The organism is Nakamurella sp. PAMC28650, assembly GCF_014303395.1.
Taxonomy (GTDB): domain Bacteria; phylum Actinomycetota; class Actinomycetes; order Mycobacteriales; family Nakamurellaceae; genus Nakamurella.
Window position 1 is genome coordinate 4,250,497 of record NZ_CP060298.1, and the last position, 14,338, is coordinate 4,264,834.

Here is a 14,338-nt window from a genome sequence, read left to right on the forward strand (position 1 = left end):
ACCTGCTGACTTCACCGACTCAACCACCCCTGGGGCGGCGCTGGTACACCCCTGGGGAGGTTTGTCTCGGCGACCCGAACCGGCGGCATCGATCGCGTCCGCGATGCGGTCAGCGACCCCCCGGCGATCTGCCGGCTCCGTTGTTCGAGCCCGGGAGCCCCGTAGGGGTAGTCGGCCGTCACCGGCGCGCTGACCGAATCGAGACGGGCCAGTTCGTCGCTGCTCTGATGCAGGTCGGCCATCCCCAGGTTGTCGACGAGTTGCTCCACCGACCGAGCGCCGAGGATGACGGACGTGACGGCGGGGCGATCCGCCAGCCAGGCCAGCGCCACCTGGGCAGACGAGATGCCACGACCCGTGGCGATGGCGGAGAGCGTGTCGACGATGTGCCAGGTGCGGTCCGAGCCCGCGCGGCGGTCGTAGGCCTCCATACCGCGGTCGGGGTCCTCACCCAGCCCGGGTGGCACCGGTGGGCCGCGAGTCCCGCTGATACTTACCCGTCAACCAACCTCCGCCCAGCGGAGACCACGGGAGGAGGCCGAGGCCCGCATCGACCGATGACGGCAGGATCTCCCACTCCAGTTCGCGGACCAGGAGGTTGTACTGCGGCTGCAGGGTGACCGGCGCCGGCAGACCGAGAGCCGTCGCGATCGCGACGGTCTTCTGGATCTGCCAACCGGTGAAATTCGACAACCCGAAATAGCGGATCTTGCCGGAGCGGATGAAATCGTCCAGGACGCGGAGGGTCTCGGCGATCGGCGTCAGCGGATCCCAGCTGTGCACCTGGTAGAGGTCGACGCAATCGACTCCCAGCCGACCGAGCGAATCATCCAGAGCTCGCTGCAGATGTCGTCGCGACAGACCCGCGTCGTTGGGTGCATCTCCCATCGGGAACCGTCCTTTGGTGGCCAGGACGACGGAGTCCCGGGTCGACCGGGGGCGCCCGGCCAGCCACTGCCCGATGATCTGCTCGGAGGCACCCGCCCCGTAGACATCGGCGGTGTCGATCAGGTTGCCGCCGTGCTCGACGAACATGTCCAGCTGCGTGTGGGCGGTTTCAGTCGTCGTCTCCGCACCGAACGTCATGGTGCCCAGTGCCAGTCGCGAGACGGCGCATCCGGAATTGCCCAGAAGTCGATATTCCATACCTTCCAGGTGCCCGGGTCGAACCCGGTGAAACACGAACGACGGGGCGGCGCAACACCCGGCCGTCAGCCGCTCGTCCGTTCCTTCCCGGCCAGCAGACCCGTCGTGCACAACTCCTCGCAGACCGTCCGCAATTTCACGTTGCTCTCGGAGGAGGCCCTGACCAGTGCGGCGAACGCAAGCTCGGGAGTGAGCCGGAACCGTTCCATCAGAATGCCCTTGGCCTGTCCGATGACATCCCGACTGCTCAAGGCCGTCTGCAGGTTGGTCACCCGCTGCGCGGAGGCCAGGGCGATGGCCGCATGAGCGGCGAAGACCCGTCCCAAGCTCTGGGCCTCGTCGTCGAACGCCTCGAGATCCCCGATCAGGGTCAGTGCCCCGATGATCTGGTCGTCGATGATCAGCGGGATGCACAAGATGGCACCGGCTCCGGCCCGAGCCGCCGCCGGACCGAAGTTCGGCCATCGGATGTCCGTGGCGACATGAGGCACCAGGATGAGCTTGCCGTCGGCGATCGCGTCGAGGCAGGGCCCCTCCTGCCCACGGTTCTGGAGGTTCATCACGTCCCGGGGCACGCCGTTCCCAGCGACGGCCTTGGCCGCCAGGCGACCCGGCTCCTCCGAGGTGACCACTGCGGCGTGCCGTGCACCGGGCACCAGTTGGACGGCCCCGACCACGATCTGCTCGATCAGATCCGCCGGGGGCGAGCGCACGTCTTGCAGCGACAATGCGAATCTGGTCACCAGTTGGGCGAAATCGCCGGTGCCCGGCTCGATGGACAGGTCTTGTGCCCCGCCGATCGCCGATGCGGTCACGCTCGTGTAGTCGAACACCGGGGTGGCCTTTCGCCGATGGCTGGGTGTGGCACGTTCTTCGACCAAGATCTGGGTCCGTCGAGCGCAGGAGCACCTCATCCTATGGCCCAGCCGCTCCCACGAGGTAGCCGCTGGCCGTGAGGCGACCGACATCAGGTCTGATGCTGGGCGGTGAACACCAATTGTGTGTACTCGGCCAGGCGTCGGGTGCAGAGCTCGAGCACCCGATCGGCCTCCCCCGCGGCCTCGGCTCCGAAGACATCCCGCGCTTTGATGGTCCGGTGCCATCGCTTGAGCCGTTCCAGGCTCTGCTCCTCCTCTTCGAGTTCGGCGAAGGTCAACTTGTTGATCCGGATCTCCTTGTCGATCTCGACATCGAACTTCGCACCGTCTGCGATGAACTCCAGCCATTCGTCCTGACGCTGCGCGGTGAACAGTTCCTGCAGCCGTCGTCCGTCGTGTGCCGAACGGCCCACGGCACGGAGCACGAGGATCTCGCCGCCTCCCCTGGTCGCCAGCCCGACCGCGCGACTGATTCCGGCGGCGACCCCGGGCACCTCCGGCGCCGCCCAGGTCGCCTGCCCGAGCAGCAGAGCACCCACCCGCCGGAGTTCACGCCACACGGCGACACGGTGCCGGGTCGGCTCGGCAGGTACCCGCACGGCCAGGACCAGCCACTGCGGCTCTACCGGACGATCCATTTCTCCACTTTAGCCAAAGTATCTGCGGTTACGGCGATTGAAGTAATCAACAGTGGGGTATCAACTGTTGCGACTGGCCGACCCGGGGTTTGCCCCGGCGTGGACGTCGGTTCCAGCCACCGGTTGCGTCATCTGACGTGACCGCAGAATCTGCGGGTGCGGACCGCATCTGCCGTTCGAACAGGGGAGACAGACATGGGTATCGGATTGGGCGTATTCCTGATCATCGCGGGCGCAGTCCTGGCCTTCGGGGTCAAGGCGAACATCCACGACCTGGATCTCACCACCATCGGATACATCCTGATGGGGGGAGGCGTGCTCGTGATCCTGCTGAGCATGTTGATCTTCATGCCCCGCACCCGACGGTCGCGCAGCACTGCGGTGACGACCGACTCGCTCGGCCGCCAGGCCGTCGTCGAGCGCGACGACCGCATCAGCGGCCTGTAGCAGACCGACGGGATCGACCTCTTCGACCCGTCGAACCCCGCGTGCGGGTCGCATCTGCGGCCCGTCCCCCGCAACACCCGTCATGAAGGGAAGAACGACATGATCATCCTGGGCATCATCCTCCTGGTCATCGGCTTCGTCGCCAAGATCGCGATCCTCTGGACTCTCGGCATCATCGTGCTGGTCGTCGGAGCCATCCTGGTTCTGCTCGGGGCCAGCGGGCGTGCAGTCGGTGGCCGGAAGCACTGGTACTAGCCTCAATCTTTCGTGAGACGCCCGGCCTTTCCTCGGCGCGATAGATCTGGTGTTTCGCACCGACGGGCATGTCTGCGGGTTCGTCGAAGCCCCGGTGGGTCACCTGGGTGGGTGCCGGATTCCACGTTCCGGGGGGTTTGTCTTCTTGCTGGCCGGGTGGGTTGTTGAAGGTCAGGTCGGCGCCGGCAGCTGGGTCAGCCGGTCCAGGGCGGTGGTGAACAGGTGCCGGTGGGTTGCGTGACCGGACAGCCGCAGCCAGACTCGTCGGGATCGGCGCGCAATGGTCCCGGCCACGGAGAACAGCTGCAACCGCAGCCGTTTCGGTTCCCACCGGCGGGCGCCGGTGCCGGTCAGCGCGAGCATCTGCAGCCACGCGGTCAGCTCCGTAGCGAGCTGGACGACGGCGACCCAGATCTGATTTTGCGCGAACGCAGTCAAGGGCAGGTTCCGCAGCCCGGTGTCTTTCGCGTTGCGGATCCGGTCTTCGCAGCGGGCCCGGTGGCGGTGCCGCAACTCCAGGTCCGCGAGTTGCCCACCAACAGTGTTGGTGACGAACGCGGTCAGCCGGTTGCCGCCTGAGTCGGTGAACCGCAGCTGCGCCCCGGGGTGCGGACGTTCGGCCCGGACGATCACCCGCATCCCTGCCGGCCACGTTGACAGGTCCAGCAGGCCGGTGAGTTCGGTGACCCACGCCCCGTCGCGGACCTTCCCATCGCCGTCGTAGGCCGGGGTCCACCCTTGGTCGGGGATCAGGTTGATCTTGTCGACGATGTCCTGCGTCAGCCCGAACCCCACCGAATACGACAGGCCCTGCCCGGCCAGCCACTTCAGGTATTCGTGGGTGCCGCCGCCGCTGTCGGCGCGGACCAGCACCCTGCGCCCGATCCGGCCACCGCGGCGGTTGAAGGGCAACTGCCGCAACGCATCCTTGGTGACCGCGATGTGGTCGGCGGCGGTGTTGGATCCGGCCCTTCCGGGGCGCAGCATCATCGACAGTGGCTCACCGGTGCCGTCGGGGCCGTGGTCCACCCACGACCCGAGCGGGTGGAACCCGAAGCCCTTCTTGTAGGTCGGCGCCGCCAGTTCCTTCTCCGAGTGGGAGGTGATCAAGGTGGCGTCCAGGTCGATGATCAACGGCCGGTCCCGGGATATCTCGAAGTCGGGGGCGTCCTTCCCGGCCATCTTCCACACCCGCTGTCTGACAGTTGCTCTGGCCTGGTTGATCGCCGCCAAAGCGGCCTGCGGGGTCGCGGCCAACGCGTCGATCAGCCGGGACACGGTCGGGTCGGAGGCGACCCGCCCGAACACCGCCGGCTCAGACCGCAACGCCGAGATGTCGGCCAGGCAGTCCCCGCCGATGGCGACGCTGATCGCCAGGTCCAGCAGGATCTTCCCCGGATCCAGCACCGCCCACTGCTTGCGCCACGGCGCCAACGCCGCAGACAAAGCCCGGTCCAACCCGACCTTCCCGGCGGTGGTGACCAGCAGCACAGCACCCGCATGGGACACCACCCGCTTCGCGGTCGTGTCCACTGTCAACGGCGGATAGAAACCAGTACGCTTCGACATTAGAAAGGTGCTCCTGTTTGCTGACGATATGGACCTTAGAGACCCTCATTATCGCAGGTGAGAGCACCTTTCCCTCACTTTGAAACACCAAATCCAGTATCTGCGTGAAAGCGCGAGGCTAGCCATCACCCTGGCGTCGGTGTTGGACACCGTGCACCGGCAGGGAATGGTTCATCGGGATGTCAAGCCCGCCAACGTCCTCCTGTCCGCTTCGGGCCAGATCAAGCTGGGCGATTTCGGGTTGGCCAGGATTCTGACCGCCGAGGACCGGCTCACCACCGGCGCGGAAGTGATGGGGACCGCCGCCTACTTCAGCCCGGAGCAGGCTCGAGCCGGCGACGTCGGTCCCCCGGCGGACATCTACTCGCTCGGACTCGTCCTGCTGGAGTGCCTGACCGGGCGGAAGGAATTCCCAGGGCACGCCGTCGCCGCTGCGGTCGCCCGACTCCTGCGGGACCCTGTCATCCCGGCGGACCTCCCCGCCCCCTGGAAGAGCCTGCTCACGGCGATGACCTCCGGTGACCCGGCCGTCCGGCCCACTGCCTCCCAGGTACGGGCCGCCCTCGTCGGAGACGGGACTCCGACGGGTCCGGACGCGACAGCGCCCGCCTCTGCCGCGCGGCGCGACGGCGAGGAGGCGACCGGGCCGACCACTGCCTGGTCGAGCCCGGTGACTCCCTTCCTGACCCGACCACCCGACGACCTGCGTCCCTCCGGCCGAAGGCACCGCCGGGCGATCATCGCGAGCGTCCTGACGATCGCCGCTCTGGCCGCAGCACTCTGGACGGTGCTGCCCGCCGACAACGACGCGCCGAACGCACACCCCACCACCACAGCGCACCCCACCATCGGGACAGGTCTGGCCACGTCGGCCCGCACCGCACCGCCGCACTGGGTAGCTGCTTGAGTAAAGTTCAGAACGGGACGTCCACTGCTGCAACAGGATTGCGCAGTTCAGCGAGCGGGTGTGGGTCTGTGTTCACGGCCTGCTGCAACAGTCGGTAGAACAAAAGCCCGCGACTCTTCGAGGTGCGTCGGTTGAACCGGAATGTGTATTCGTCCAGGTAGTAGGCCAGGTGCTCCTGGGAGACCGCGTAATGCAGGGTGCCGGTCAGCCAGCGTTTGAGCAGCGAGGCGACCATGTGGACGCCGGGGAGGTTGATGTGGGCGGGCTCGGCGCTGTCGGTCCCGACGAACGCGACGTGCTCGTAGCCGGCCGCGGTCAGCTTCTTCAGGTAGTTGGCGCCATCGGTTCTGACCGTTGATCCTTTGGCGATGACGCGGTCGGCGAAGCCGAGCATGCTGACCGATCGGGCTGTCTCGGCCAGCTCGATGCGGACCCTGCCCAGCTTGCGGCCGGGGATCGATTCCACTGCGATCATCGCCGCGGTGTGGTCCTTCACGCCGCCTGCGCGGCCGCGAGACTCGTTGCCGATGAACACTTCATCTAACTCCACCACACCGGAGAGCAACTCCCGCTCGGGGCGGACCATCGCCCGGCGTAGCTTCTGCAGCCACGCCCACGCTGTTTCGTAGGATCCGAAACCCAGCACCCGCTGCAGACCTTGCGCGGACATCCCGTTCTTCTGCGAGGTGATGAACCAGATCGCCGCGAACCACGTCGACAGCGGCGTCCGGAGCCGGTGGAAGATCGTGCCGGCGGTCACCGACGTCTGCCGGCCACACCTGGTGCACATCCATTTCGCCTTCGCCGTACGCCAACCGCCGGGCGCCCCGCACACCGGACACACAAACCCCTGGGGCCACCGCAGACGCTCCAGATACGCCAGACACGACGAGTCATCCGGGAACCACTCCAGCAACTCCTGAAAGGTCCGGGGGTAATCGACACCACCGACCGGGTAGGCACACACTGGCTCTGACATGGCCAAATACAACTTGACTCAAGCAGCTACCCAGTACCGCCGCGCACCGCAAGTTCTGGTGCGGCGACCCCGAAACATGTTTCCGCCAGGAGTATCTCGCCGAGCATCGGTCCGTCGTCCACCGGAGTGCTCGAGGCGCGCCCCACCACCCCGGCGCGGGTCGTCGCCGTCACCACTTCCAGGACTGCGCCGCCATCCCCCTCCCGGACCCGCGGCTCCTCCGGCGCCGTTCGACTCCCCCTTGCACCGAGCAGTTCGACGGCGTCGACGCCGACCGGAAACCAGGGCAACGGCGCCCAAGGCAACGGCAACGGGAACGGCAACGGCGGACCGGGAAACGGCCACGGACACAAGAAGCCGAAGAAGTAACCCCCACCGGCCACCCACACCCGCATTGACACCCCCACACCCACGGGACGAACCCAGAAAGAACAGCGCGGGATCAGGATCGAGCCCGGAGGGGGTAGACCGTCCATCCACCCACGGTGGCGGCGAGGAAATGGGAGGCGACCCAGGCGGAGATCCGGCCCTCGGCCAGAGCAGTTCCGGCCGCCCGGTCCGCGGCGGTCGAGGGAACGGCGATGTAGTAGCCGATCCGGCCGGCGGCGACATCGGCCCGGAACTGGTCCAGCGTCGGTGATGGATCGGTCCAGGTGTATCCCCCGATGGCCATCACCGCCTTGGCGTGGAGCACCAACTCCAGCGAGGCAGCCCGGCTGGAACCGTTGATCGCGGCCGCCCAGGTCGTGTGCGAGGAATCGACCAGACCGACGAGTGCGGCCGAGGTCTCCGGCCCGTCCGGCGGCAGCGTGCCGGTCGGCGGGTTGGCCCCGTTGGAGCCCGGCCCGGCCCGGAACTGGCTGGCCGGGCCCGCTTTCGGGCTGACTCCCGAGCTGGGGGTGGCCACCGTCGCGACGGTGAAGGCCCCCATCGCCAACGATGCGGCCAGCACCCCGATCGACAGGGCGGCACCGGCCAGACGCCTCGACGTCGGAGCGGCAAGGGCGAACCACAGAGCACCACCCAAGGAGCCGGCCGACGCCGACCACCGCAGCAGCGGAAGCCAGCCCGGTACCGTGCGGTCGAGCAGGAAGGATCCCCACAGCCCGGTCCCGGCGATCATGACGGCCAGCACACACCGTGGTCCGCCCTGACCGCGATCGCGCCACAGTCGGGTGCCGACCACCGCAATGGTGGCCGCGGCGGGTGGAACCATGATCAACGAATAATACGAATGGCTGATCCCTTTCATGTAGGAAAGAACCAGACCCGTACAGATCAGCCAACCACCCCACATCATCATGGCGGCCCTGGTTCGGTCGGTCCGGGGCGCCTTTCTGGTGAACCAGATACCCGCACCGACCGCGACCAGTGCGGCCGGCAAGAGCCACGCGATCTCCGGCCCGAATGCGGGACCGAACATTCGGCCAGGACCGGCCTGGTCCGAAGCGCTACCGTAGGTCGCGGGGATATTGGCGTCTCCGCCGAACAAGCGGCCGAGACCGTTGTAGACGACGGCCAACTGCCAGAGCGAATTGTCCGAACTACCGCCGATGTAGGGCCGGGATCCCGCCGGCCACCAGGCCACCAGCGCGAGGTACCACCCGGCCGAGACCATCAGGGATGCGCCGGCCGTCAACAGGTGGAGAGTTCGGCGCCACCACGGAATCGGTGCGGCGACCGCGTACACCAGGACCATTCCGGGCAGCACGAACAGGCCCTGACCCATCTTGGTCAGGAACGCCACGCCCACCAGCGCGCCCGCCAGGACCATCCACCAGATCGCACCACGGTCGGGCGCGTCGATGGCGCGGACCACGGCGTACGCCGCCGCCGTCACCAGCAGCACCAGGAGTGCATCGGGGTTGTCGAACCGGAACATCAGCGCAGCAACGGGTGTCAGTACCACCAACACACCGGCGGCGACACCGGCGGCCGGCCCGGCCCACCGACGGACACCGGCGTAGGTGAGCCCGACGGTGCCGACCCCGGCCAGTACCTGCGGCAGCAACAACGCGAAGGAGGAAAATCCGAGCATTCGGCACGACAGCACCATGACCCAGAGCGAAGCCGGTGGCTTGTCCACCGTGATCGAGTTGGCCGAATCCAGCGATCCGAACAGCCAGGCCTTCACCGAGAGCGTCCCGGCCTTCACGGCTGCGGCGTAGTAGGAATTGGCATACCCGTTGCGGGTCAACCCGAACAGGTAGAAGGCAGCCGTCAGCAGGAGCAACGCCAGAAGGGCCGGTCTCACCCAGCCCGGATCCGTCTGTGCGCCCCTGAGCAATCGCAGTGCGGGTGGACCTTTCCGAATTCCGGCTGCGACCGGCGCGGTCCGGTCGGCGGCGGCTGCATCGGCACCCACCGATTCAGCCACTGCAGGGTCCGTCGACAACCTTGCTCTCATCGGGTCGCGCCTCCTGACATGTCATCCGGTAGACCCCCGGCCCGGCACGTGGGATCTTGCACCGGCCGCCACCGAAAGTGATCGCCGCTCGACGAAAGGTCGGCTGCCACGGAGAAATCTCTGAGATGAGCGTTTCGGTCCGACGACCCGGATATCGGAAAACCAATGCAGAGAATACATCTCGGAGACCTGGGCGGGGTCTGCCTACCCAGGTGCCTGAGCCCAGCATACGTCTGTTGCAACGTGCCGCCGATCAAATCTCTGTCCCCCAGGGCAATGCATCCGGCGCTCCGTCATGGCAGAACCATCACGGCACCGGCCGTGCCCAGAACTCACCGAAAATACCCCCGGCCAGTTCTTACCTCAGCTTCAGGTTCAGCCAGGACGGATTTTGCCTTCCGCCTGTTCACTGAGAGGACGTTGGCCGATGAAAGGAAATTCTCGATGCGAAGAACCCGAATCACTGCGGCGACTCTGGCCGTCACCTCAGCCCTGACCGCCGGTGCGTGGACCCTGAGCACGGCAGCCGTCCCGTCCCCACCTGATGCTTCCATGGTCCCGGTGGTGGCCACCGCGCCGCTGACCCCCACCCTGGCACGCACCAGTGCCGATCCGATGGCCCTGCGGATCCAGAAGATGGAGACCCGTCTGCAGGCCCTGATCGTCGAACGTGATGCCGCCGCCCGTGCGGCCGGTCGTGCCGCCCGGGTGGCGGCGGCCGCCATCGCGGCCGAAACACCGCCGCCTGTCATCCCGGCTCCGCCGGCTGCGGCCCAGCCGTCGACATCCCTCCCGCCGGCGACCCCGGCAGCTCCCAGCGTTGCTCCGGTGGCCCCGGTCGCCCCGCCGGCCCCGAGCATCGCGCAGGTGGCTGCGACAGCCCCCAGCGTTGTCCAGGTGGCGGCCCCGGCACCCGCCACCACCTACGTGCCCGCGGTGGTCCCTGCGGTGGCCGCGCCGGCCGCGCCCGCGCCGGTCGCGACGCCTGCCCCCCAGCCGGCCCGCTACACCCCGGCTCCCGTGGTCAAGGCCCCACCGGCCACCCACACCTCGACGGGGGCTTCCGGTTCGTCGTCCCACCCGACGGCAGGCCAGGACACCTCGAGCGACGACCAGCAGAAGGCCAAGCAAGGAGGGGACAAGCAGGATGACTGACGGCAGATCACGCCGGGCCACCTGGGGTCCGATGGCAGTCGTGGCGCCCGCCTCGTTGGCGTTCCTCGCGGGAGTCACCGTGTGGGTCAACGCACACGACCCGAGAGCCGCCGCTGCGCCGCCCGCACCGACACCGACACCGCCGGTGGCACTCCAGACGGCGGTGTCGCCGGCCGGTCGGTCCACCTTGATCAGCAGCACCGATGCGGCGTTGGCGGCCCGGTACGCCCGTCTGGACCAGTTGTTGGTCCGGACCGAAGAGCAGGTCAAACAGTGGGACCAGGACACGAAGAGGTCCGTCGAGGCCACCAGGAAGGCAGTGGCGACACAGAAGGCGGCCACCGCATCGAGGGCCAGGGCGGCCGCCAAGGCCGCTGCAGCGGCCAGGGCCAGTGCGGCAGCCAGGGCCAGGTCGGCGGCAGCAGCGGCGACGTCCGCTGCACCCGTGCCCGGCTCCGCTCCCGTTGCTGCTCCTGTTCCTGTTCCCGTGCAGGCGAATTCCCCGTCCGCGCCCGTGATCCAGGCGGCGCCGGCCCCAGCCGTCCAGGCCGCGCCGGCACCCGCGCCCGCGCCGGTGGTCCAGGCCGCACCAGCGCCGCCACCCCCGCCGCCGCCACCACCCCCGCCGCCGCCGCCGCCACCGCCACCGCCACCGCCCCCACCACCGCCCCCGCCGGTCGCTGCCCCGGCGCCGGCGCCCGCGCCCGCTGCGCACACGAAGACAGGAGCGTCGGGTGCCTGATCTCGCGACGGAACTCCCCACGTGGGACCGGACGGACGTCCACCGGTTCCGGGCCATGGCATGTCAGATCACGGTGCAGCTGGTCGGCGCCGAACCCGAGGAGGCCGCCGACGCATTCAGGACCGTGGAGGAGATCTTCCGGGAGACCGAGTCCTCCTGCACCAGGTTCGATCCGGCCAGCCCCCTGATGACGGCCAACGGGGCGCCTCGCCGCTACCACGCCGTACCGTCACGATGTTTCGACGCCATTCTCGAGGCCTACGACGCCTACTGCGTCACGGGTGGGTTATTCGATCCGAGGGTGCTCGGCTCCCTGGAATCGTTGGGCTACGACAGGTCGCTGGCCTTCGACACCGGCGACGTCCGGATCGAGGTCCCGGCCGGCACGACGACATCCGACCCGGTGGTACATCCCTGGCTGCCACGCTTCCGGGAAGCGACCGGTTCGGTTCGGTTGGGGCCTAGGCGGATCGATCTGGGCGGGATCGGGAAGGGCCTTGCGGTCCGGTGGGCGATGTCCGCGCTCCGGTCCCACGGCACGGCCGCCCTCGTCGAGGCCGGCGGTGACCTTGCGACCCGGGGATCCGGACCTGAAGGCACCGGGTGGCGCGCGGCGGTCGAGAATCCCCTGGTCCCCGGCCGGGCGGCGCACCGGGAGCCGATCGCCGTCATCGACGCCTCGGACCGGGCCGTGGCCACCTCGTCCGTCCGACTGCGACACTGGCAGGTGGGGGGTCGAGAGGTGCACCACCTGATCGACCCGGCCACCGGCCGGCCGGCCGCCTCCCGGTTGGCCGCCGTCACGGTCATCCACGAGGATCCGGCCTGGGCCGAGGTCTGGAGCAAATCGCTGTTCGTCGCGGGGGCCGCAGACATCGGAGCGCTGGCCGAATCCCATGCGCTGGCTGCGATCTGGGTCGATTCGTCCGGTGGCATCTCGGTCAGTCCGGCGGCCGACACACGTGTGATCTGGCAGGTGTCCGATGCGGGCTCCTGAATCCGCGTGCCTGGCTGCGCGGGCCGGTGTCGTCGCGTTGTCGGCAGCCTGCTGTGGAGTGCTGACCGGGTTCATCTGGCAGCAGATCGAAGGGAACAAGGTCGCTCTGTGGCTGGTCGCCCGAGCCGCTGGGGCCTCCGCTCTACTCCTGTTGACGGTCGCCACCCTGGCCGGCCTGTTGTTGTCCCATCCGGGCCGAGCCGGTATCCGGGGCTTGTCGCCGACCACCAGGTTGCGCCTGCACGTCTCGCTGACCGTCTTCGCTCTCGCCTTCACCGCACTTCACGTCGTGGTGTTGGTCCTGGATCCCTACGCCAAGGTCGGCTGGGTCGGGGCGCTGGTCCCGATGGGAGCGGCCTACCGTCCGCTTCCGGTGACACTCGGGGTGATCTCGCTCTGGGCCGGGGCGGCGGCCGGGATCTCGGCGGCCCTGGCCGGCCGGATCCGGATCCGGTGGTGGCGGGGTCTGCACCGGGCGGCCGGCCTCTCCTGGCTCGCGGCCTGGGCCCACGCCGTTCTCGCCGGATCGGACAGCGGTCCATGGACAGCCGCCTATGTGGCGACCGGAATCGTCGTGCTCGCCGCCGCCTGGTGGCGTTACGCGGCTGGTCGACCGACACCGAATGCCGGGAAGGCTGCGCCGAAAGATATTCCCAGAGAGGTGATCTCCAGATGAACCGCCTCACGCATGGCAAACCTCTGCTGGGTACAGACGTCATCGACATCGGTGATGCCTCTGGCGTCTTCCGCTCCGGGGACCAGCAGGTGCGCAGACACGACCGCCCGGCACACGAGGCCGCCTTCGGCCCAGTGACGGCCGGACTCGAGCCGAACTGGCTGGATCACCAGGTCCGCGCCATCGCTCTCACCGGCCGGGGTGGCGCCCACTTCCCGGTCGCCACCAAATGGCGGGCTGCACAGCAGGCCGACGTCGGCGGCTGGACCCTCGTGGTGAACGGAGGTGAGGGTGAACCTGCCTCGGGCAAGGATGCGTCCCTGTTGCAACTGAGACCGCACCTGGTGCTGGACGGTGCTGAACTCGCCGCGTCGATGATCGGGGCCGACCGGACCGTGCTCTGGCTGGCGCAGGAGGCGGGGGCGACGTTGCAGAGCATGCGTTCGGCCCTCGCGGAGCGGCGGACCGGGTCCACCCCGGCGCCGGAAATCGTCACCACCCCGGAGCGCTATCTGGCGGGCGAGTCGTCAGCCGTCATCAGAGCGGTCCACGGTGGCCCGGCACTCCCCCGCACGACGATGAACCCCGCGCAGCCGTGGGCGGGCGGCCCACCGGTCCTGGTGCACAACGTGGAGACGTTGGCCAGACTGGGTCTGCTGGCCCGGACCGGGGCGCGCCTGCACGAACCGACCTCGTTGGTGACGGTGACCGACGAGGACCGCAGGTTCGTCGTCGAGGTGCCCGCCGCCCAGACCTTCGCCGAGCTCTTCGACCGGGTCGGAGTGCCTGCGCCGCAGGCAGTTCTACTCGGCGGCTACGGTGGTGAATGGGTGGGTTGGGCGGAGCTGGCTCCGCTGGCCGTCGATCCGCACTCGCTGCGGGAGGCCGGACGATCCCTCGGTGCCGGTGTCCTGATCGTCCTGCGGCAGGGGGCCTGCGGCCTCCGGATCACCGCATCCGTCGCCACCTGGCTGGCCGAGCAGAGTGCGGGCCAGTGCGGACCGTGCCGATTCGGGCTTCCTGACGTCGCGGAGCGCGTCTCGCGCCTCGCCGATCGTCGTGTGGGTCGGCGGGACCTGGAGCGACTGCACGAGATGATGGCCCTGGTCGATGGCCGGGGTGCCTGCCGACTGCCCGACGGGGCCCTGCGGATGATCCGCAGCGCACTACGGGAATTTCCGGCGGAGATCGACGACCACCGTCACGGTCGATGCCTCCAACTGGAGCGACGACGATGAGGGGCGCCCGCCGGGCCGACTTCGTCGACGAGGGCGACAAGACCGAGAAGGCCGAGAAGGCAAGGCTCCGAATCGATCCGGTCTCCTGTGAAGGCCTCGGTATGTGCGCGCACCTGGCGCCGAGGCTCATCGACCTCGACCCGTGGGGCTTCCCGGTGCTCCCCCTGACCGACCTGGAGGGACCGGACCGGCGCGCTGCCGTGCGTGCGGTGCGCGCATGCCCGCGACGGGCTCTGCACGTGTCCGTGGAGTGAGCCTCCGACCACCACGATCGAGCCGCGTCAGTCGTCTGCCGGGCCGGTCG

At 68.6% G+C, this 14,338-nt stretch carries 15 protein-coding genes and 1 pseudogene; 9 read left to right on the top strand and 7 right to left on the bottom strand.

Features of this window, described 5'->3' with window-relative positions:
• Positions 1-11: 11 nt before the first annotated feature.
• The 3 genes and pseudogenes from H7F38_RS26725 to H7F38_RS19270 all read right to left on the bottom strand — a co-directional run bounded on the left by H7F38_RS26725 (position 12) and on the right by H7F38_RS19270 (position 2,662).
• Positions 12-1,146, bottom strand: a pseudogene (locus H7F38_RS26725) (aldo/keto reductase).
• A 65-nt stretch (positions 1,147-1,211) separates the two neighbouring features.
• Positions 1,212-1,979, bottom strand: a complete 768-nt coding sequence (locus tag H7F38_RS19265) for a GAF and ANTAR domain-containing protein (protein ID WP_187091330.1) — start codon at positions 1,977-1,979, stop codon at positions 1,212-1,214.
• Between the two features lie 134 nt (positions 1,980-2,113).
• Positions 2,114-2,662: a Chromate resistance protein ChrB gene (locus tag H7F38_RS19270; protein ID WP_187091331.1), complete on the bottom strand. Its 549-nt coding sequence runs from the start codon at positions 2,660-2,662 to the stop codon at positions 2,114-2,116.
• A 195-nt stretch (positions 2,663-2,857) separates the two neighbouring features.
• Here H7F38_RS19270 and H7F38_RS19275 point away from each other — a divergent pair, with 195 nt between their 5' ends.
• Entirely contained in the window at positions 2,858-3,109 is a 252-nt protein-coding gene (locus H7F38_RS19275; RefSeq protein WP_187091332.1) for a DUF6458 family protein, read from the top strand.
• Positions 3,110-3,208: 99 nt separating this feature from the next.
• A complete protein-coding gene (locus H7F38_RS19280) occupies positions 3,209-3,364 on the top strand; it encodes a DUF6131 family protein (RefSeq protein WP_187091333.1) in 156 nt (51 codons plus the stop codon).
• Positions 3,365-3,535: 171 nt separating this feature from the next.
• On the opposite strand, the gene H7F38_RS19285 is transcribed toward H7F38_RS19280, so the two are convergent.
• Positions 3,536-4,933, bottom strand: coding sequence for an IS1380 family transposase (locus H7F38_RS19285; RefSeq protein WP_187091334.1), 1,398 nt, complete (start codon positions 4,931-4,933; stop codon positions 3,536-3,538).
• A gap of 139 nt (positions 4,934-5,072) precedes the next feature.
• On the opposite strand from H7F38_RS19285, the gene H7F38_RS19290 reads away from it, so the two are divergent.
• Positions 5,073-5,840: a serine/threonine-protein kinase gene (locus H7F38_RS19290; protein ID WP_187091335.1), complete on the top strand. Its 768-nt coding sequence runs from the start codon at positions 5,073-5,075 to the stop codon at positions 5,838-5,840.
• Between the two features lie 7 nt (positions 5,841-5,847).
• Here the strand turns inward: H7F38_RS19290 and H7F38_RS19295 are convergent, their stop codons facing one another.
• The 3 genes from H7F38_RS19295 to H7F38_RS19305 are packed head-to-tail and all read right to left on the bottom strand — an operon-like array spanning position 5,848 to position 9,073.
• Complete coding sequence (locus H7F38_RS19295; RefSeq protein WP_187091336.1) at positions 5,848-6,819, bottom strand: IS1595 family transposase; 972 nt, start codon at positions 6,817-6,819, stop codon at positions 5,848-5,850.
• Positions 6,820-6,845: 26 nt separating this feature from the next.
• Positions 6,846-7,220 (bottom strand): hypothetical protein, encoded by a 375-nt coding sequence (locus H7F38_RS19300; RefSeq protein ID WP_187091337.1) that lies wholly within the window; start codon positions 7,218-7,220, stop codon positions 6,846-6,848.
• A gap of 41 nt (positions 7,221-7,261) precedes the next feature.
• The gene (locus H7F38_RS19305; RefSeq protein ID WP_222618185.1) at positions 7,262-9,073 is read right to left on the bottom strand and encodes a glycosyltransferase family 39 protein; all 1,812 of its coding nucleotides are present in this window, start codon (positions 9,071-9,073) and stop codon (positions 7,262-7,264) included.
• A 597-nt stretch (positions 9,074-9,670) separates the two neighbouring features.
• Here H7F38_RS19305 and H7F38_RS19310 point away from each other — a divergent pair.
• Genes H7F38_RS19310 through H7F38_RS19335 form a run of 6 tightly spaced genes read left to right on the top strand, consistent with a single transcriptional unit; the run spans position 9,671 to position 14,288 of the window.
• Positions 9,671-10,381 carry a hypothetical protein gene (locus H7F38_RS19310; protein WP_187091339.1) on the top strand — a complete coding sequence of 237 codons (711 nt, stop codon included), beginning with the start codon at positions 9,671-9,673 and terminating at the stop codon, positions 10,379-10,381.
• Positions 10,374-11,123, top strand: coding sequence for a hypothetical protein (locus tag H7F38_RS19315; protein ID WP_187091340.1), 750 nt, complete (start codon positions 10,374-10,376; stop codon positions 11,121-11,123). Before H7F38_RS19310 ends, H7F38_RS19315 begins: the two co-directional genes overlap by 8 nt.
• On the top strand, positions 11,116-12,120 hold the full coding sequence (locus tag H7F38_RS19320; protein ID WP_187091341.1) for an FAD:protein FMN transferase: 1,005 nt from the start codon (positions 11,116-11,118) through the stop codon (positions 12,118-12,120). The genes H7F38_RS19315 and H7F38_RS19320 overlap by 8 nt, the downstream gene beginning before the upstream one ends.
• On the top strand, positions 12,107-12,796 hold the full coding sequence (locus tag H7F38_RS19325) for a ferric reductase (RefSeq protein WP_187091342.1): 690 nt from the start codon (positions 12,107-12,109) through the stop codon (positions 12,794-12,796). Before H7F38_RS19320 ends, H7F38_RS19325 begins: the two co-directional genes overlap by 14 nt.
• A complete protein-coding gene (locus tag H7F38_RS19330; protein ID WP_187091343.1) occupies positions 12,793-14,034 on the top strand; it encodes an NADH-ubiquinone oxidoreductase-F iron-sulfur binding region domain-containing protein in 1,242 nt (413 codons plus the stop codon). Before H7F38_RS19325 ends, H7F38_RS19330 begins: the two co-directional genes overlap by 4 nt.
• Positions 14,031-14,288, top strand: a complete 258-nt coding sequence (locus H7F38_RS19335) for a ferredoxin (RefSeq protein WP_187091344.1) — start codon at positions 14,031-14,033, stop codon at positions 14,286-14,288. Before H7F38_RS19330 ends, H7F38_RS19335 begins: the two co-directional genes overlap by 4 nt.
• Positions 14,289-14,338 lie beyond the last annotated feature (50 nt).

Bases quoted from the DNA above. Each gene is read 5' to 3' on its own strand.
- H7F38_RS19270 (WP_187091331.1), bottom strand. From the start codon at position 2,662: ATGGATCGTCCGGTAGAGCCGCAGTGGCTGGTCCTGGCCGTGCGGGTA.
- H7F38_RS19285 (WP_187091334.1), bottom strand. From the start codon at position 4,933: ATGTCGAAGCGTACTGGTTTCTATCCGCCGTTGACAGTGGACACGACC.
- H7F38_RS19280 (WP_187091333.1), top strand. From the start codon at position 3,209: ATGATCATCCTGGGCATCATCCTCCTGGTCATCGGCTTCGTCGCCAAG.
- H7F38_RS19325 (WP_187091342.1), top strand. From the start codon at position 12,107: ATGCGGGCTCCTGAATCCGCGTGCCTGGCTGCGCGGGCCGGTGTCGTC.
- H7F38_RS19335 (WP_187091344.1), top strand. From the start codon at position 14,031: ATGAGGGGCGCCCGCCGGGCCGACTTCGTCGACGAGGGCGACAAGACC.
- H7F38_RS19315 (WP_187091340.1), top strand. From the start codon at position 10,374: ATGACTGACGGCAGATCACGCCGGGCCACCTGGGGTCCGATGGCAGTC.
- H7F38_RS19310 (WP_187091339.1), top strand. From the start codon at position 9,671: ATGCGAAGAACCCGAATCACTGCGGCGACTCTGGCCGTCACCTCAGCC.
- H7F38_RS19295 (WP_187091336.1), bottom strand. From the start codon at position 6,819: ATGTCAGAGCCAGTGTGTGCCTACCCGGTCGGTGGTGTCGATTACCCC.
- H7F38_RS19275 (WP_187091332.1), top strand. From the start codon at position 2,858: ATGGGTATCGGATTGGGCGTATTCCTGATCATCGCGGGCGCAGTCCTG.
- H7F38_RS19330 (WP_187091343.1), top strand. From the start codon at position 12,793: ATGAACCGCCTCACGCATGGCAAACCTCTGCTGGGTACAGACGTCATC.